This is a genomic window from Ruminococcus sp. 1001713B170207_170306_F1 (genome assembly GCF_015668065.1).
Taxonomy (GTDB): Bacteria; Bacillota; Clostridia; order Lachnospirales; family Lachnospiraceae; genus Blautia_A; species Blautia_A faecis.
In genome coordinates this window covers 1-18704 of the sequence record NZ_JADPEX010000035.1, presented here as the reverse complement: position 1 = coordinate 18704, position 18704 = coordinate 1, and the positions used below count along the sequence as shown (strand labels likewise).

Here is an 18704-nt window from a genome sequence, read left to right as displayed (position 1 = left end):
CCGGTATCATCATTCATCTAACTGCTCCAGCGCATTTTTCCAGTATTTCTCGCCACGCTTGGTGTACTCAGTACTGTCATTCTCCTTATCGTGGACAGTTCCGTCTGTATCGATCCAGCGGATCAGTTTGCCACGCTTGTCATAATAATATAATTCCTTCTTATTACCAGTCCATACATATGCAAAAAACAGACGTTCATCCCAGTAATAATACTCCTCATAAACTCCATCTTCGGATGTCTCCGGATAAATCAGCGCTTTTACCAGTTTCCCATTGCTGTCATAGTAGCGAAGCCGATCGCCTTCCTTGCCAACTTCCTCGCAGTCCGGAAGTTCGCTTACAATTGTATCCGCCTGCTCCTTAATTGTCTGAATCGAAGTAGAAAATTCATCAATTTGAGCAGTACTGTTATCATTAGCTTCCAGAACTTCCATAACGTTCTCCGTATTTTGAGCCTTGCGATTCTCATCATGGATTAATTTCATATAAACACCAATAATAATGCATGCCGCAAGCGCCACTACAATAAGGGAAACTGTCCATGGTGAAATCTGTCTTTCCTGGTCCCACCCGCTTCTCTGCTGCTTCTTTCGCTTAGTGGAAGAGGCATTTACTGACTGTTTCTCATAATTTTTCACTGCATTTTTCGCAGGCTTTCTGAGCTGTGCCTCTTCTTCCCGGACAGCTTTCTCAATCTGAGGGTCTTCTGCCACATGGGTCCGCTCCATACGGTCTTCCGGCTCCTGAGGGGCATATCTTCTCTGGTCCCGCTCAAGTTCTACTGAATTTGTCAGCTCCCACTGGGACTTCTCCCACTCTTTCTCTGCATTCACCGGTGCCAGACGAAGCTTCTCCAAATCCCGCAGCATATCTTCTGGTTTCCTGTAACGTTTCCCCGGCTCATATGCACATGCTTTTAGTATAATGTGGGAAAAAGCAGCACTGGCATTAACTGGTACCGGCATTTTCTCCCCTGCCATTCTCCGTGCAAGGGCAGTCTCTTTATCTCTGTATGTAATCAACTGCTTATCCAGTGAAAGAAAAGGCAGCCTGTTCTGATTCATCAATTTATATAATACAATTCCAAGGGAATAGATATCAATACTGCTGTCGTACTTCTCACCCTTGTAAATCTCCGGTGCCATGTAGGAATAGGTACCTTTCTTGGACATATTGCTCATAGTATGTGCCTGTTCCCTGGCAATTCCAAAGTCACCCAGCTTAAAATCACCGAATCTGGACACAAAAATATTCTCCGGTTTCACATCACGGTGAATAATATTCAATTTTCTGCAATAAATCAATGCCATAGCCAGGTCACAGCCAAGCTTGATCACTTCCTTCTCAGTAAGCTCCTTGCCTGTGCAGTAATCCATAAAACTGGTAAGATATTCCATTCTTATGGAAATGTCCCAGCCGATCTCATCCAAATATTCCACCACTTTGAAATCTTCAAATGAAACCACATGGGAATTTCCGCAAAAATGCTCCATAGTATATATTTCCTGAATGCAGTCTTCTACCAGATTTCGAAAATATTCCCTGGTAGACTGCTCATTATTCATCTCTGAGCGTACGCTGTCAAGTTCTCCCTTACTTGCCGGTATGGATATGATCTTGATTGCGGAGTAAAAAGAACGGCCTCGTTCTGTCCGCTTCGCTTTATACACTTTCCCAAAGGATCCTTCGCCTATTTTCTCTATAAGTTCCCATTCTGGCCAGACGGAAACCGGAACATCTTTATCCATGTATGTTCTCCCTCCTCGAACGGGTAATGACTTTTTAAATGGACTGGCAAGTCTTCCCCGTAACGATGCACAGAAATCATGGTTTACGTGATTTCGCACCGCTATTCTCGGGTTTTCTGTGAACTACTTTTCCCCCAGAACACCTCGCGGAATACTGCCTTCTGAATAGTTACATAAAACATTATACAGGAATCTTACCACAAATGATAGACCAGGTTGTATTTTCCTCTATCCATATTTTTCCTTACCCTCGCCTACGGCGGATTGTCTCGAGCAGCATTTCCCTTGCTGCTGCAGTGTGTTCCTGCCGGGCTGCACTTTTTTGTGTAACAGTAAGTTCCATAGAATTCTCTGTTACACAAAAATCCCCCAAAGCAACATTTCTGTCACCCTGGGGGATTTCATATTTTATCGTTTATTCTTCACTGTCTTCAGAAGAATCCTCATCCTCAAATGTATCCTCATCCACTGCAAGATCTGCCTCATCAGCAGTCTCCAGCTCTTCTGAGTCTTCCGCTACATCCAGCACATCCTGATCCTCGTCGTCCATTTCATCGAATTCGATTTCTTCTGGCTCTTCCGGCATTCCTGTATCAAGCTCTACATCGCTGTAGCACTTCATACCTGTACCAGCTGGAATCAGTTTACCGATGATTACATTCTCTTTCAGACCGATCAGATGGTCAACCTTACCCTTGATAGCAGCTTCGGTCAGAACCTTGGTAGTCTCCTGGAAAGAAGCAGCTGACAAGAAGGAATCAGTTGCCAGAGATGCCTTGGTAATACCAAGCATTCCCTGTTTTCCAATTGCAGGACGTAATCCCTCAGCTTCCAGTTTCTCATTTACTTCCTCATACTCAAGGAAGTCAACAAGTGTACCTGGCAGGAACTCAGAATCTCCGTTATCCTCGATACGGATTTTCTTCAGCATCTGATGAACGATAACCTCGATATGTTTATCGTTAATCTCAACACCCTGAAGACGGTATACACGCTGAACCTCACGGATCATGTAATCCTGAACTGCACGAACACCCTTGATTCGAAGAATATCATGCGGGTTTACACTACCTTCTGTAAGCTCATCACCAGCCTCCATAACCTGTCCGTCCATGACCTTGATACGGGAACCGTATGGGATCAGGTAAGTCTTGGAATCACCAGTCTCCGGATCTGTTACGATGATCTCTCTCTTCTTCTTGGTGTCATTGATTGTAGCAACACCCTTGATTTCAGTGATGACAGCAAGTCCTTTCGGCTTTCTTGCCTCAAAAAGCTCCTCGACACGAGGAAGACCCTGTGTGATATCTCCACCGGCAACACCACCTGTATGGAAAGTACGCATAGTCAGCTGTGTACCTGGCTCACCGATAGACTGTGCAGCGATGATACCGATGGACTCACCAACCTGTACCGGCTCACCGGTAGCCATGTTTGCGCCATAGCACTTCGCACACACACCAACCTTACACTTACAGCTCAGGATGGTACGGATCTTAACCTGCTCAACAGCACCTCCGGTAATGTTATCTACACCCTCTTTCATGATACGTGCAGCACGCTTCGGAGTGATCATGTGGTTTGCTTTTACAAGGACTTCGCCCTCTTTATTCTTAATGGTCTCGCAGGAGAAACGACCTGTAATACGATCTTGAAGGCTCTCGATCTCCTCCTTACCATCCATGAAACCTTTTACATACATACCGGAAATCTCTGCTCTGTTCTCACAGCAGTCCATCTCACGTACGATCAGATCCTGAGATACGTCAACAAGACGTCTTGTCAGGTAACCGGAATCGGCTGTACGAAGAGCGGTATCGGAAAGTCCTTTACGCGCTCCGTGAGCGGACATGAAGTATTCCAGTACGTCCAGACCTTCACGGAAGTTTGACTTGATAGGAAGCTCGATTGTATGTCCGGTTGTATCGGCCATCAATCCACGCATACCTGCAAGCTGTTTGATCTGTTTATCAGATCCACGAGCACCAGAGTCAGCCATCATGAAGATGTTGTTGTACTTATCAAGTCCGGAAAGAAGTGCATGAGTAAGCTCATCGTCAGTCTTCTTCCAGGTATCAACAACCTCTTTATAACGCTCTTCCTCAGTAATAAGACCTCGTTTATAGTTCTTTGTGATCTTATCTACAGTATCCTGTGCAGCCTTGATCATCTCAGGCTTCTGCGGCGGCACGGTCATATCAGAAATAGATACAGTCATGGCAGCTCTTGTAGAATACTTGTAACCCATAGCTTTGATAGAGTCCAGAACCTCAGCAGTCTTGGTTGCTCCGTGAGTATTAATAACTTTTTCAAGGATCTGTTTCAGCTGTTTCTTACCAACCAGGAAGTCAACCTCAAGAAGAAGCTCATTTCCCGGAATGCTTCTGTCAACAAATCCAAGATCCTGTGGCAGGATCTCATTGAACAGGAAACGTCCCAGTGTAGACTGCACGTTGCCTGTGAAAGTGCTTCCATCCGGCATTACTTTGCTACAGCGGACAAGAATCTTGGACTGCAGAGTAATTACCTGGTTCTCATATGCCAGAATTGCCTCATTTACGCTCTTAAAGAACTTTCCTTCTCCCTTGTTTCCAGGTCTTTCCTGTGTCAGATAGTAAATACCAAGGACCATATCCTGTGAAGGAACGGCTACCGGTCCACCATCAGAAGGTTTCAGAAGGTTGTTCGGAGACAGAAGCAGGAAACGGCACTCTGCCTGTGCTTCCTGGGACAGTGGAAGATGGACAGCCATCTGGTCACCATCGAAGTCAGCGTTGAAAGCGGTACAAACAAGCGGATGAAGCTTAATAGCCTTACCTTCTACAAGGATCGGCTCAAACGCCTGGATACCCAGACGATGCAGTGTAGGTGCACGGTTCAGCATAACCGGATGTTCTTTGATAACATCTTCCAGAACATCCCATACAGCTGGCTCAAGCTTCTCTACCATCTTCTTGGCATTCTTAATATTGTGAGAGGTACCGTTTGCTACCAGTTCTTTCATAACGAAAGGCTTAAACAGCTCGATTGCCATCTCTTTTGGCAGACCGCACTGATAAATCTTCAGCTCTGGTCCAACAACGATAACGGAACGTCCGGAGTAGTCAACACGCTTACCAAGAAGGTTCTGACGGAAACGTCCGGATTTACCTTTCAGCATGTCAGAAAGGGATTTCAGGGCTCTGTTTCCAGGACCTGTAACCGGACGGCCACGACGACCATTGTCGATCAAAGCATCAACAGCTTCCTGAAGCATACGTTTCTCATTGCGGACAATGATATCCGGAGCACCAAGCTCCAGCAGTCTTTTCAGACGATTATTACGATTAATGATTCTTCTGTACAGATCATTCAGGTCAGATGTCGCAAAACGTCCACCATCCAGCTGTACCATAGGACGAAGATCTGGCGGGATTACAGGAACAACATCAAGAATCATCCACTCAGGACGGTTTCCTGACTCACGGAAAGATTCAACAACCTCAAGACGTTTGATGATCCTTGCACGCTTCTGGCCTGTTGCCTTAACCAGCTCTGCCTTTAATTCAGCGGAATCCTTCTCAAGGTCGATAGCCATAAGGAGCTCTTTGATAGCCTCAGCACCCATGCCTACGCGGAAGTTATTTCCGTAAGACTCACGGGCATCCTGATATTCTCTCTCAGTAAGGATCTGCTTGTACTGGAGTCCGGAATCTGCCGGATCCAGTACAATATAATTTGCAAAGTAAAGAACTTTCTCCAGTGTTCTTGGAGTCAGATCCAGGATAAGTCCCATACGGGACGGAATACCCTTGAAATACCAGATATGGGAAACAGGAGCAGCAAGCTCAATGTGACCCATACGCTCTCTACGGACGGAAGCCTTGGTAACCTCAACGCCGCATCGGTCGCAGACAACACCTTTATAACGGATTTTCTTATATTTACCGCAGTGGCACTCCCAGTCCTTGCTTGGTCCGAAAATTCTTTCACAGAAAAGTCCGTCTTTCTCCGGTTTCAAGGTACGGTAGTTGATGGTTTCCGGTTTTGTAACCTCACCTCTTGACCACTCTCTGATCTTTTCCGGGGACGCCAGTCCAATTTTAATGGCATCAAAAGTCATTGGCTGATATGTTTCATTGGTATTGGTTGATTCTGCCATGTATTCTTTTCCCCTTTCTACTCTTCGATATCATCGTAGGAATCGTCGATTTCGGATTCATAATCCTCTTCTTCGTCCTCGTCCACATCAACAAGTTCCTCTCCGTCAAACTCCTGCTTGGTATAGCCATGTTTGCTGAAGGATTCCTCTCCTCTGTGGCCGCGGGAATCTCCCTCGATAACTGCACGAAGATCGGTTTCGCCGTAATCTACATTCTCCATGATCTGAACTTCTGTCTGATCATCTTTGAGCACACGTACATCCAATGCCAGGGACTGGAGCTCTTTAAGAAGAACCTTAAAGGATTCCGGAATACCAGGCTCAGGGATGTTATCACCCTTGATGATTGCTTCATAAGTCTTCACACGACCGACTACATCATCGGATTTAACTGTCAGGATTTCCTGGAGTGTATAAGATGCACCGTATGCCTCCAGAGCCCAAACCTCCATCTCTCCGAAACGCTGTCCACCGAACTGAGCTTTACCACCCAGTGGCTGCTGTGTAACCAGAGAGTAAGGACCTGTGGAACGGGCATGGATCTTATCATCAACCAGATGATGCAGTTTCAGGTAATGCATGTGTCCGATTGTGGTCGGACCGTCGAAGAACTCTCCGGTACGTCCGTCACGAAGCTGTACTTTACCATCTCTGGAAATCGGAACACCTTTCCACAATGCTCTGTGGGCTTTGTTCTCATCCAGATACTGCATTACATCAGGTGCCAGAATGTCTTTGTATTTCTCACGGAACTCTTCAAAATCTTCTGTATTTACATAGTCATTTGCAAGTTCCAGTGTATCCTGGATATCATTCTCGTTTGCACCATCGAATACCGGTGTGGAAATATTAAAGCCAAGTGCTTTGGCAGCAAGACTTAAATGAATTTCCAGGACCTGTCCAATGTTCATACGGGAAGGTACACCCAGCGGGTTCAGCACGATATCCAGTGGACGTCCGTTCGGAAGGAATGGCATATCCTCAACCGGAAGTACACGGGAAACGACACCCTTGTTACCATGACGACCAGCCATCTTATCACCAACGGAGATTTTTCTCTTCTGTGCGATATAGATACGTACAGACTGATTAACTCCTGGAGACAGCTCATCACCATTTTCTCTTGTGAATACCTTGGCGTCTACAACGATACCATACTCACCGTGTGGTACCTTAAGGGAAGTATCACGAACCTCGCGTGCTTTCTCACCAAAGATTGCACGAAGAAGTCTCTCCTCTGCTGTAAGCTCAGTCTCTCCCTTAGGAGTAACCTTACCAACAAGGATATCACCAGCACGAACCTCTGCACCGATACGAATGATTCCGCGCTCATCAAGATCCTTGAGTGCATCATCACCTACGCCTGGAACATCACGGGTGATCTCTTCCGGTCCAAGCTTTGTATCACGGGATTCTGCTTCATATTCTTCAATGTGAACAGATGTATAAACATCGTTCTGTACAAGTTTCTCACTTAACAGTACGGCATCCTCGTAGTTATAACCTTCCCAGGTCATAAATCCGATCAGAGGGTTCTTGCCAAGAGCAAGCTCTCCCTGAGAAGTAGACGGACCATCGGCAATAACATCACCTGCTTCAACGTGCTCGCCCTGATTAACGATCGGACGCTGGTTGTAGCAGTTGCTCTGGTTACTGCGCATGAATTTGGTAAGATGATAATCATCTTTTGTTCCATCATCATTCTTGATGCTGATATCGGTAGATGTGGAGCGAAGTACAGTACCAGACTTTCTTGCAACCACACAAACACCGGAGTCAACAGCTGTCTTTGCTTCCATTCCTGTACCAACAACTGGTGCTTCTGTGGTAAGAAGCGGAACAGCCTGACGCTGCATGTTTGATCCCATCAGCGCACGGTTCGCATCGTCGTTCTGAAGGAATGGAATCAGGGCTGTAGCTACAGAGAATACCATCTTAGGAGATACGTCCATGTAATCAAACATCTGACGCTCATACTCCTGAGTCTCTTCACGATAACGACCGGAAACGTTCTTACGAACGAAATGTCCTTCTGCGTCAAGTGCCTCATTCGCCTGTGCTACATGGTAGTTATCCTCTTCATCTGCGGTCATGTAAACAACTTCGTCAGTTACACGCGGATTCATAGGATCAGTTTTATCAATCTTACGGTAAGGTGCCTCAACAAATCCGTACTGATTCAGCTTTGCATAAGATGCAAGGGAGTTGATCAGACCGATGTTTGGACCCTCAGGAGTCTCGATCGGGCACATTCTTCCGTAATGGGAATAGTGAACGTCTCGAACCTCGAATCCGGCTCTGTCTCGTGACAAACCGCCAGGTCCAAGTGCGGAAAGACGTCTCTTATGGGTCAGCTCACCAAGAGGGTTGTTCTGATCCATGAACTGTGACAGCTGGGAAGATCCAAAGAACTCTTTTACAGCAGCTGTTACAGGTTTGATATTGATCAGGGACTGCGGGGAAATGCTCTCCACATCCTGTGTTGTCATTCTCTCACGAACCACACGCTCAAGTCTGGAAAGACCGATACGGTACTGATTCTGAAGCAGTTCACCAACCGCACGGATACGACGGTTTCCTAAGTGGTCGATGTCGTCGTCATTTCCAATGCCATATTCCAGATGCATATTGTAATTAATAGAAGCAAAAATATCTTCTCTTGTAATATGCTTCGGGATCAGGTCATGGATATCTCTGCGGATAGCGGCAATTCTGTCCTCAAGTGTGTCATTTTCTTCCAGAATTTTTTCGAGTACAGGGTAATATACTAACTCTGTAACCCCAAGCTCTTCCAGGTTCTCAATTTCTGGCAGATAGTGATGCATGTCTACCATTAAGTTAGAAAGAACTTTAATTCTGCGGTCTTCTTCACCCTGGATCCATACAAATGGAACTGCAGCGTTCTGAATGGCATCAGCCAGTTCTCTGGTTACGATAGTACCAGCCTCTGCAAGAATTTCTCCTGTAGAGCCCTCAACCACATCGTCAGCCAGCTTATGACCAACAATTCGTTTATTGAAATGAAGTTTCTTATTAAATTTATAACGTCCGACCTTGGCAAGATCATATCTTCTCGGATCAAAGAACATCGCATTGATCAGGCTCTCTGCGCTCTCAACTGCAAGCGGCTCGCCTGGACGGATTTTCTTATACAGTTCAAGAAGACCTTCTTCATAATTCGTAGAAGTATCCTTTGTGAAACTTGCAAGGATCTTCGGCTCTTCGCCAAACAGATCAATGATCTCTGCATTGGAACCAACACCAAGTGCACGGATCAGTACAGTGATCGGAACCTTACGGGTTCTGTCCACACGCACATAGAATACATCGTTGGAGTCAGTCTCATATTCCAGCCATGCTCCTCTGTTAGGAATTACTGTACAGGAAAACAGTCTCTTACCGATTTTATCGTGTGCAATGGCATAATAGATTCCAGGGGAACGTACTAACTGGCTGACAATAACACGCTCAGCACCGTTAATGACGAAAGTTCCTGTCGCGGTCATAATCGGCAGGTCTCCCATGAAAATCTCGTGTTCGTTGATCTCATCTGTTTCCTTGTTAATCAGTCTCACTCGAACCTTCAAAGGTGCGGCATAAGTTACGTCACGTTCTTTACACTGCTCGATGGTGTATTTAGCCTCTTTTTCATCAAATGTGAAGCCGATGAATTCAAGACTGAGCTTTCCGCCGTAGTCTGCGATTGGAGAAATATCGTCGAATACTTCATTCAATCCTTCGTCGAGAAACCACTGGTAAGAATCCTTCTGGACCTCGATCAAGTTCGGCATTTCCAGGACTTCTTTTTGTCTCTGGTAGCTCATTCGCATGCTTTTTCCAGTTTTTACAGAACGAATTCTGTTTTTTTCCATTGACGTTTCACCCCTGTTTTATTTTATTTATTACAACATCAGCCCGCTCTGCTGCATAAGCATAGTAGGCATATCTTGCCATAATATAGCATTCTTCACTATAGCACAACAAAAAAAGCCTGTCAAGCACTTTTCTGTTGTTTTTTCATTTGTTTTTTTATTTGTAATTGCTGAATAGTTATAATTTATTTTACTTTTCTCTTACTATAAGAAAGGTTTCCATATTTATCCGATAATACAAAGAGAAGCTTCGTTCCTTTTTTCTGTTTTTTGATAGAAATATTATATTTCTTTCGGGAATTGATGCTTCCTCTGCCGATTTTTTTATTCTTGTTTCTGCTCACTGCATAAATTGTAAGTTTCTTTCCACCCGCCGCTTTGCCTGTGATCTTCACTGACTTTCTGGTGATCTTAGACGCAGTGGGCATTTTCACGGAAATGATTCCAGTGCTGTTTTCCGCATAAATTGCATAAGTACTGCCATTATTCTCCAGACGGTTCTTTTTGTTTCCGGAAATCTTTGACCTGCTTACATATAAACCGCATTTTCTGCTGCCAGTAACCGCATTTCCATAAAGTTTTCCGGTCTGACTTGCGATCACTTGGATTCCTCTGCCGTTCACATTTGTAATCCTGTTAGATTTTATAACAGCATTTCCAATATTTTCCACATATATTCCGTCCAGCATACAGCCTTTCACCTGATTTGCTGTGATCTGACAGCCCTCGCTGCCCCAGAGAACAATTCCGTTCTTTTTTCCGGAGGATATACGGTTCCGGCTTACTTCACACCCGTCAGAGCCATTTTCCATAAGAATTCCATCGCCGCCGATACCTGAAATCACATTATCCAGGACTTGATTCTCTGTGGATGGAGTCCCCAGCTTTCCTCCGTCATAAGCGTAGATTCCTACATTTTTACAACCTGATACCTGATTATCTTTTATCACATTTTTAGAAGAAGCAGACAGATAAATTCCCATATTGGAAAAGGATGCAGTTTTTTGCAGCTTCAACTGATTATCTTCCACTGTACAGCCATCAGCAAGATAAAGGCGAATTCCATTTCCAGTCCCTGTGATCATATTTTCCTTTACCGTAACACCGGTTTCCTTATAAATACCTGTCGGAATTCCCTTAGCCTGTGCCTTTGAGCTGTCACTTACCCAGGCTCCCTGGACTTCAATTCCATATCCTCTCCATGTGTTTCCATTGATCTGACTCACTGAAGAAATAGAAATCTGATTGTTTTTCACGGAAATACCCGCATTCTGGTGGTTTCCTTCCATTCCTGCAACAGTTCCCGGTATAAGATGGGTATTCGGGAAATACATGCAGCTCACAAGCACTCCGCCGCCTGCATTCTCTATTATATTGTCCTCCACAGCAGAATCCACGTAATTCAGGCACCAGACAGCTCTCTTTTTCACATTTCGAAAGGTATTCCCCTGAATCACGATGTTCCGGTATGGTCTGTCGTAGATCATGCTGTGACTGCCCACTCCTGCAAACACATCCTCAAAAACGTTATCCGTAATCCTGATATTCTCACAGACAGCTCCGTCAAAGGGCTGATATCCTGGAAAAATATAATCCAAACATGCATCCAGCTGAATGCATTCCTGTCCGCCGCCTTCATATTCCTGCCAATATCCCCGGAATGTACAGCCAGTCACAGTTACATCTTCCGTACCTGCCAGCTCAAGAAAATGAGATTTCAAATTGTTTAGAAATGTTACGTTCTTCACAGTTACGTGTCTGGCATGTCCAATCCTGAAGCCTACAAAACCGCCTGTGCCTTCCTTATCTTCGACAACCGGGTAATTCAGATCCCAGGTTCCGCCTTCAATGGTGATATTGTGATATCCATCATAACCTCCGGCAGAAAGTATGTCATCTCCCAGTCTGAGGACCACATGCTTATCTGTACAAGTTTTCGTCAGCACAGCCCCTTCTGCATAAAGAGTAAGATTGCTGTACATATGGATAGTTCCGGAAATCAGATAGCTTCCCTGAGGAATGATTACCGTACAAGGAGTTTCATCTGTAGCTCTCTGCCCCATAAAGTGAAGCACTGTATTCAAAGTTTCGGTAATATCACTTCCATCAGCCACATCTAAAGTCACCACTGCAGCGCCTTCTGGAATAGTCGCCAGAATCTGCTGTTCATTATCAGAAGGTACAGGTGTAAGCAGAGCTTCTTCTGGCTCCTCTTCAAAATCATTATCAGACTCATCTGCTGAAAAAAATCCCACCTCAGCTGTTCCGCCATAGAAGCCAGTCTCATCCTCTTCCATTTCCGGCTCAATATCGCAATCTGAAAAGCTGTCTTCAAAATTCTCCGTCACATTTTCTGCTGATTCAGCATATATAACAGAACTGCCTCCCAGATATAAAGATACTCCCAGTAATGTTACAGTCAAAAACATTTTTATATTCATTCAGAATCTCCTTGCACAAAAAGAATCCTGATTGCAGGAAACTCCAACAGAATTTCCTGTTACACAAAAAAATCCCCGCAGTGGCCTGCACGACAGACTTCTGCGGGGAGCATGGTTCGCTTAAATACACCTAAATTATTTAAGAGTAACTTTAGCGCCTTCAGCCTCAAGTTTAGTTTTGATATCCTCAGCCTCTGCTTTGGAAGCGCCCTCTTTAACCATTTTCGGAGCACCATCAACAACTTCTTTAGCTTCTTTAAGACCTAAGCCTGTGATCTCACGAACAACTTTGATAACTTTAACTTTGTTAGGACCTACTTCTGTAAGCTCTACGTCAAACTCATCTTTCTCCTCAGCTGCTTCACCAGCACCTGCTGCTGCTACAACAACGCCTGCTGCTGCGGATACACCGAACTCTTCCTCGCAAGCTTTTACTAAATCATTTAACTCTAATACAGATAACTCTTTGATTGCTTCGATAAACTCAGCTGTTGTTAACTTTGCCATTATAATTTTCCTCCATTTTTAAATTTTTTGTGGAATCAATGATTCGATTCAGCGACAGAAACTTAAATTATTCTGCTGCTGGTGCCTCAGCCTCTCCACCCTTCTGCTCTGCGATCTGATTAAGCACACGAGCAAAGTTGGTAATAGGAGACTGGATACTTCCAAGCAGTTTGCCAAGAAGTTCTTCTCTGGACGGGATCTGGGACAGTGCCTGGATTCCTGCCTGATCGTTGTAGTTACCCTCAACAATACCAGCTACTAACTCAAGTGCCGGATACTGTTTTGCAAATTTAGCAAGGATTCTTGCAGGAGCAGTAGCGTCTGTTGCAGAAATTGCAATAGCGTTTGTTCCATGTAAGTGCTTGTCAAGATCTGCACATGGAGTACCTTCAAATGCACGACGCATTAAAGTGTTTTTGTAAACCTTGTACTGTACGCCGGACTCTCTTAACTCTTTACGTAAAATAGTATCCTGCTCAACTGTAAGACCACTGTAGTCAACAAGAACAACAGCCTGTGCGTCTTTAATATTGTTAGCGATTTCTTCTACGATTGGTTGTTTCAGTTCTACTTTTGCCATGAAATGGTACACCTCCTTATAGAATTTGATATACCGCCAAAAAAAGCCTTACTGTAAGACAGCAAGGCTTAACGTAATTCTTACGAAAGAATACTTAGTCCTCGGTAGGCGTTTTAATCCTTATGCCTTACGGCACCTACTGTCTTCGGCAGCGTTCCGTAATAAAATACCACGTTCGATTTTATTTGTCAATAGTAATTTTAATTTTTTTACATCTGTTTTCTTACTACTCTGTACTCGTCCCCCATGCGGAAATAAGGGCAATCGTGATAGGTTCCTGTAATAAAACGATACATCTCATCTTCGTCAAGGTTCATATCACAAGTATAGCACTCGTAATCATCGTCGTAAGAATAGTTTACACAATATTCGCAGTTCGCCCCCTGCTTCTTTTTCATATTACATACCCTGCCTTCCTTGCGAGTATTTAAAAACATTCCCACAATCTGCACGTTTTAGAACGTGTTTGAAAAATCATTCCCACAATCTGCACGCCCCACTTTGCGGGAGATTTTGCCTGAATTCGGTTACCGTAGCCCGCTACGGCGCCCTCATCCAGTCAAAATCTCCCACAAATTGTGACGCACATCTTGCAGAAAGCCTTTTTCAGACACGCTCTAGAGAATTTCCATGGTCCAGGAAATCTGGCACTCCCTGCCAGCTTCCAGTGAAATAAGATTCTTCTGTTCCTCCAGATTTTCTGTAATTCCCTGTCTGGATGGAAGGGAACACCACGGCTCAATGCAAACATAAGGAGCATCCATGCAGGGCATATGCCAGAAACCGACATAAGGCATATCCACATAAGATACCTTCACTGCCTTTTTGCCCTTCGTACTGTGAAGCAGAACCTCTCCAGAGGTTTTCTCCAGCACAATAGCATCTTCATCAAAAAGATTATGACGAAGAGGAATCCGTCTGCCCTCCAAAAGTTCATAGGACTCCTTCCCCTCCACAAAACACTCCTGTGAAAAAAGAATGCGCTGCGGCTCACATGCCCTGGAAAATTCCAATTCATAATCCTCAAAGGAAAGTCCCTCTTCCATCGGAATATTAAATCCCGGGTGACCGCCGATTCCAAAATACATCGTTTTCTCATCCTTATTTTTTACCGAATAGAAAACTTTTAAAGTATTTTTCTCAAGCAGATATCGGATCTCAAAACGAAAATGAAATGGATACTGTTCCAAAGTTTCCCTGGTATCTTCCATTGCAAACACCAGTTCATTCTCCCCTGCTTTCTCACAGGAGAAAACAGAATCCTTGGCAAAACCGTGAATGTCCATATGATAAGTCTTCCCCTGAAATATGTAGGATTTCTCCCATAATCTGGCAATATAGGGAAAAAGATTGGCACCATGCTCATTCCAGTATCTGTCATCTCCCTGCCAGATATACTCAAATCCGTCCTTATCTGTCACGGACCACAAAATAGCACCTTCTGTGTCGGCCTTCACTTTAAGAAATTCATTGCTGATCTCGTATTTCATTCCATTCCTCAACTTCCTGGCATCATATCGGGCCATGATAAAATCTCTCTGGCAATGACCTCTTCATAGTTGCCCTCAATATCCTGACTGCGTCCTGCTTCATAAATATTTGTCTCTGCCCCCCAGACACGGTCCTCATACTCCCACACATGGAATTTCAATCCTCGAAACAGAAAATCAAGACTTCCGCAGCCATCAATCTCTGTATATTCGTATTTGATATTCTTCTTTTTTAATGCATCCTGTACAATCTGTAACCGCATTTTTGTCACCTTCCTTTAGTCTCAAAGCGATACTTTTATGATCATTCTTTTTTCTGCTGACCATTATCTACATAAATTCTGTTCTTACCGGATTTCTTTGAAGCATACATTGCGTTATCCGCCGCCAGATACAGGCTTTCATAGTCGTTTCCAGCTGCAGGATAAGCCGCCGCTCCTATACTCACGGTAAAATGTGGTGTAGTCTCTGACTTTGCCAGAATATCAAGAATTTCCGCACCTTTTGCTTCAACAGCCGAAGCAAGCTCTGTATTTGTCATAAACACAATAAATTCATCACCGCCAAGACGACCGATAATATCCTCCCTACGGAAATGTTCCTTCAAAAGTTTTACCAAAGTAATCAATGCAAGGTCACCTATTGCATGCCCCATTGTATCATTTACCGTTTTAAAATCATCAATATCGAGCATAAGCAGGTAACCTTTACACTCTTTATCCTGCATAAGCGTATTGATTTTCTGCTCTGCAGCCTTGCGGTTCAGAGCGCCTGTAAGACCATCAACAGAGGCTTTTTCACGAAGATCCTGTTCTCTGGTCATCTCATTCTGAACGTCAGAAATCTTGCCCAGAAATGCCTGTGGTGTACCAAGACGGCCTCGTATCAGACGGCCCATCCATCGCACCCAACGATAATTATCGTTCTTATCCTTAAAACGAATTACAAAATCATCAATCTCATCAGAATTATCACCAATTGTGGAAAGAAGTGCCTTTACCTTCGCCACATCATCTGGATGAACCATTGTGAAATCTGTGTCACTGTCAAAAGGCCTGATCGGACCGATTTCCTTCAGTCCAAATAAAGTCGTTATATTTGGCGTAAATACCAATGTTTTTTCCAGGCAGTCATATTCAAAAAGAACCGTGTCCGAAAACTCCGACAAAATGTCGTACCTTGCCTGACCTTTCATCACTTTCTTCTGCTGTTTCATATAGAATCGTACTGTAAAAAGCAGCATGATCAACGCGCATCCAAGAAGCGTAAAAATAATCATGCGGTTTCCATTGATGAGTATTGCTTTATAATTCTTCATTTTGGCGGAACGATATTCTGAAAACAGAATACAGTCTCTGCCTTCCAACTTGGATGCCACCAGATAGATATCCGTTTTCTCAAGCTCCGTGAAAATATGGGGTGCTCCATAGGTCAGCTTTTTAAGGGACTTTTCCACCTGGGAAATGCTCTTATCCTTCACATGCTGCGAATGAAGCACTGTCGCCACCGTATATTCAATGTCAAAAATCCGCATATCTCCTGCCAGGATTTTCCCATCTGAATTGCACACATAGTGAAGCACATTCCCCTCGTCCTCGTTCAGAGCCTCCCAGGCTTCCTCCACCTTATCTGCTCCAGTTGAACCAGCCAGGAAATTCTCCATTTCTGTCAGTGCTTCCGAATGGGTGGATAAAAGTGATTCCTCCATAAGCTCTGTAAAAATCTTCTCTGTTCTTTGACGATATCTGCTCATAAGAAAAATCGTCAGAAACACCATCACAGCAAGACAGACCAGTCCGATGATCATTCCCTGCCGTTTCATTTTGTATTCAGGATTGTCTTTCACGCTTTTTTCCATATTAACGTCATCCATTCCAAGCCGTGACGGCTTTTATTCGTTATTTTTCAGTATAAATCCTATATATTCTGCTGTCAAGCTTGTGATTTTTGGTCACTTTTTACAAGTCTTGTATTGGAAGGATACTTTTGTTTTATTCATAGGGTTCCATCTGCCGCTGAAATAATGTAAAGTGAATAAAACAAAAAGAAGCATATTGTGACCTATCATGCATCCCCAGGCAGACACAAGTCCCAGTCCAAGAAGATGGATGCAGATAAAAGTCCCCAGAATTCTTACACCCCACATTCCCGCTACATTGAAAATAAAGGGAGTTACTGTTTTCCCCACACCTTGCATCATGCCCTCGATCACAATAGGTACACCATAAAACGGTTCGGAAACAGCAACCATACGAAGTACCGTACTTCCCAGACGGATAACCTGCGCATCTGATGAAAACAGCCTAATCAATATCGGCGCAAAAATAAACAGCAGACTTCCGGAAATAACCATCAGTCCCACTTCCAACGGCACAATTGCCTTGGCAAGGCTGTTGAGTTTTTTATTGTCATTGGCCCCAAGAGCATTTCCTGCAAGAGTAGCCGCTGCTGTCTGCATTCCATATCCTGGAATATAAAAAGCAGATTCTACTGTATTGGCAATAGTATGGGCTGCCGTTGCAGTCTCGCCCAAAGAATTGATCATGGATGCAAATGCCACATATCCAAGGGACGTGGCAAATCGCTGAAACATATTTGGAACAGCCACCTTCAGACAAGGGCGCAGAACTGCAGAATCCGGCAGGAAGCTCTGACCCTTTGGAGATATATCAGTATGCTTCCATAATTTAACCGTAATTGCAATACCTCCAATGGTATAAGCTATAGCACTCGCAGCTGCTGCACCTTGAACGCCCCATCCAGCGCCTGGGATCACCAGTTCTTTTCCACCAATCAGCACTGTTCTGGTGGAATATATAAGAAAAAAGTTCAGTACAATGTTAATAACATTAAAGGCAACTCCTACCTGCATAGGGGTTTTGGTATCGCCCACTGCCCTCAGGACAGTTCCAAAAATAATGTTCGCAGTTCGAAAAAGCATCGGTGCATAGAGGATCAGGAAATAGCTGGATGCCAGTTTCTGAATAGAAGAATCTACCTGCATCCAAACAGGGACTTTACGGCTCAGTCCCATTGTCAGAATTGTAAAAAATATTCCTACGATCACAACTGTCAGCACAGCCTGTCCTGAAGCTTTTTTTGCCTGTTCTTTTTTTCCTGCTCCGATTGACTGGGATATGTATGCCAGAAATCCTATGCTGATCGCAGAAACCGTACTTCCAATCAGCCAGTTTACTGTACTGGTAGCTCCAACAGCGGCTGTTGCACTTGTTCCCAGGACGCCTACCATACCAGTGTCCATATATTGTACTGCAGTCTGCATCAGCTGTTCCAGCATAGTTGGCCACGCAAGAGAAAAAATAACTGGCAGCATTTCTTTTGTTCCCTGATCTGCCAGTCTGGATCTGTTTCTAGTTGATTTCATCTTATTTCTTCCTGTTCTGTTACCTGTTATTTTGTGATACCAGTGTCAAAAGGTCAAAAAGCCGTTCGTGCTTGCACGATAAGGCGTTTGAACTTGGGACATGCCAAATATGAGAAAGTAGCGATTTACGCAGTAAATCAGCGGATTTCGAATATTTGGAGGATTGCGGGAGCAGCGGAGCTGGGTCGCAATCCGGGGTATCAAATGAGTGGCAAAAGAACTTTTGACACTCATATCATTTTATGAATTGATTTAAAAAATATTTTAGCAGAATATAAAGAAAAAAAATAGGGTAAAAGTAAAGAAAAGGCAACAAAAAAAACGATAACCAACCGGCTACCGTTTCCGTTCTGTACCTTCAAAACTACATACATGTTACATCCTAATGGAATCACTTTTTAACCTTGCGATTGTTGGTCAAGCCCTCACCCTATTAGTAACAGTCAGCTCCGTGCATTACTGCACTTCCACCCCTGCCCTATCTACCTCGTCGTCTTCAAGGGGGTTTACTTCTTTCGAATGGGACATCTCATCTTGAG

General features: G+C 44.1%; 13 protein-coding genes, 1 rRNA gene and 1 other annotated feature. Of the genes, 1 reads left to right on the top strand and 13 read right to left on the bottom strand.

Going from position 1 to position 18704, the window contains the following annotated elements:
• Positions 1-9: 9 nt before the first annotated feature.
• The 8 genes from I4V84_RS17425 to I4V84_RS20890 all read right to left on the bottom strand — a co-directional run bounded on the left by I4V84_RS17425 (position 10) and on the right by I4V84_RS20890 (position 13813).
• Entirely contained in the window at positions 10-1749 is a 1740-nt protein-coding gene (locus I4V84_RS17425) for a serine/threonine-protein kinase (protein ID WP_195993053.1), read from the bottom strand.
• Between the two features lie 415 nt (positions 1750-2164).
• Positions 2165-5890 carry a DNA-directed RNA polymerase subunit beta' gene (rpoC, locus tag I4V84_RS17420; protein WP_195993052.1) on the bottom strand — a complete coding sequence of 1242 codons (3726 nt, stop codon included), beginning with the start codon at positions 5888-5890 and terminating at the stop codon, positions 2165-2167.
• Positions 5891-5907: 17 nt separating this feature from the next.
• Positions 5908-9762, bottom strand: a complete 3855-nt coding sequence (locus I4V84_RS17415) for a DNA-directed RNA polymerase subunit beta (RefSeq protein WP_118583310.1) — start codon at positions 9760-9762, stop codon at positions 5908-5910.
• Positions 9763-9947: 185 nt separating this feature from the next.
• On the bottom strand, positions 9948-12203 hold the full coding sequence (locus I4V84_RS17410) for a right-handed parallel beta-helix repeat-containing protein (protein WP_195993051.1): 2256 nt from the start codon (positions 12201-12203) through the stop codon (positions 9948-9950).
• Between the two features lie 135 nt (positions 12204-12338).
• On the bottom strand, positions 12339-12710 hold the full coding sequence (rplL, locus tag I4V84_RS17405; protein ID WP_118583314.1) for a 50S ribosomal protein L7/L12: 372 nt from the start codon (positions 12708-12710) through the stop codon (positions 12339-12341).
• A 67-nt stretch (positions 12711-12777) separates the two neighbouring features.
• Entirely contained in the window at positions 12778-13290 is a 513-nt protein-coding gene (gene rplJ / locus I4V84_RS17400) for a 50S ribosomal protein L10 (RefSeq protein ID WP_118583316.1), read from the bottom strand.
• A gap of 30 nt (positions 13291-13320) precedes the next feature.
• Positions 13321-13457 (bottom strand) — a sequence feature (ribosomal protein L10 leader region).
• 42 nt (positions 13458-13499) lie between these two features.
• Positions 13500-13688, bottom strand: coding sequence for a DUF6472 family protein (locus I4V84_RS17395; protein WP_118583318.1), 189 nt, complete (start codon positions 13686-13688; stop codon positions 13500-13502).
• Between the two features lie 29 nt (positions 13689-13717).
• Complete coding sequence (locus I4V84_RS20890; protein WP_308768486.1) at positions 13718-13813, bottom strand: DUF6783 domain-containing protein; 96 nt, start codon at positions 13811-13813, stop codon at positions 13718-13720.
• Between I4V84_RS20890 and I4V84_RS20885 the strand changes: the two genes are divergently transcribed.
• Complete coding sequence (locus tag I4V84_RS20885; protein WP_308768485.1) at positions 13778-13966, top strand: DUF6783 domain-containing protein; 189 nt, start codon at positions 13778-13780, stop codon at positions 13964-13966. The two genes, I4V84_RS20890 and I4V84_RS20885, sit on opposite strands and share 36 nt — an antisense overlap.
• Here the strand turns inward: I4V84_RS20885 and I4V84_RS17390 are convergent.
• From I4V84_RS17390 to I4V84_RS17370, 5 genes are all read right to left on the bottom strand, one after another.
• Positions 13908-14780 carry an aldose 1-epimerase family protein gene (locus I4V84_RS17390; protein ID WP_195700225.1) on the bottom strand — a complete coding sequence of 291 codons (873 nt, stop codon included), beginning with the start codon at positions 14778-14780 and terminating at the stop codon, positions 13908-13910. The genes I4V84_RS20885 and I4V84_RS17390 overlap by 59 nt on opposite strands.
• An 8-nt stretch (positions 14781-14788) precedes the next feature.
• Entirely contained in the window at positions 14789-15043 is a 255-nt protein-coding gene (locus tag I4V84_RS17385) for a kinase (protein ID WP_118583324.1), read from the bottom strand.
• Positions 15044-15084: 41 nt separating this feature from the next.
• Positions 15085-16653 (bottom strand): sensor domain-containing diguanylate cyclase, encoded by a 1569-nt coding sequence (locus tag I4V84_RS17380; protein WP_207748692.1) that lies wholly within the window; start codon positions 16651-16653, stop codon positions 15085-15087.
• A gap of 78 nt (positions 16654-16731) precedes the next feature.
• Positions 16732-18165, bottom strand: a complete 1434-nt coding sequence (locus I4V84_RS17375) for an MATE family efflux transporter (protein ID WP_243284141.1) — start codon at positions 18163-18165, stop codon at positions 16732-16734.
• A gap of 413 nt (positions 18166-18578) precedes the next feature.
• Positions 18579-18704, bottom strand: a 23S ribosomal RNA gene (locus tag I4V84_RS17370); the annotation flags it as partial.

Excerpts from the sequence above, each read along its gene's own strand:
- I4V84_RS17380 (WP_207748692.1), bottom strand. The coding sequence starts at position 16,653 with ATGGATGACGTTAATATGGAAAAAAGCGTGAAAGACAATCCTGAATAC.
- rplJ (WP_118583316.1), bottom strand. The coding sequence starts at position 13,290 with ATGGCAAAAGTAGAACTGAAACAACCAATCGTAGAAGAAATCGCTAAC.
- rplL (WP_118583314.1), bottom strand. The coding sequence starts at position 12,710 with ATGGCAAAGTTAACAACAGCTGAGTTTATCGAAGCAATCAAAGAGTTA.
- I4V84_RS17425 (WP_195993053.1), bottom strand. The coding sequence starts at position 1,749 with ATGGATAAAGATGTTCCGGTTTCCGTCTGGCCAGAATGGGAACTTATA.
- I4V84_RS17415 (WP_118583310.1), bottom strand. The coding sequence starts at position 9,762 with ATGGAAAAAAACAGAATTCGTTCTGTAAAAACTGGAAAAAGCATGCGA.
- I4V84_RS17410 (WP_195993051.1), bottom strand. The coding sequence starts at position 12,203 with ATGAATATAAAAATGTTTTTGACTGTAACATTACTGGGAGTATCTTTA.
- rpoC (WP_195993052.1), bottom strand. The coding sequence starts at position 5,890 with ATGGCAGAATCAACCAATACCAATGAAACATATCAGCCAATGACTTTT.
- I4V84_RS17390 (WP_195700225.1), bottom strand. The coding sequence starts at position 14,780 with ATGAAATACGAGATCAGCAATGAATTTCTTAAAGTGAAGGCCGACACA.
- I4V84_RS17375 (WP_243284141.1), bottom strand. The coding sequence starts at position 18,165 with ATGAAATCAACTAGAAACAGATCCAGACTGGCAGATCAGGGAACAAAA.
- I4V84_RS17395 (WP_118583318.1), bottom strand. The coding sequence starts at position 13,688 with ATGAAAAAGAAGCAGGGGGCGAACTGCGAATATTGTGTAAACTATTCT.
- I4V84_RS17385 (WP_118583324.1), bottom strand. The coding sequence starts at position 15,043 with ATGCGGTTACAGATTGTACAGGATGCATTAAAAAAGAAGAATATCAAA.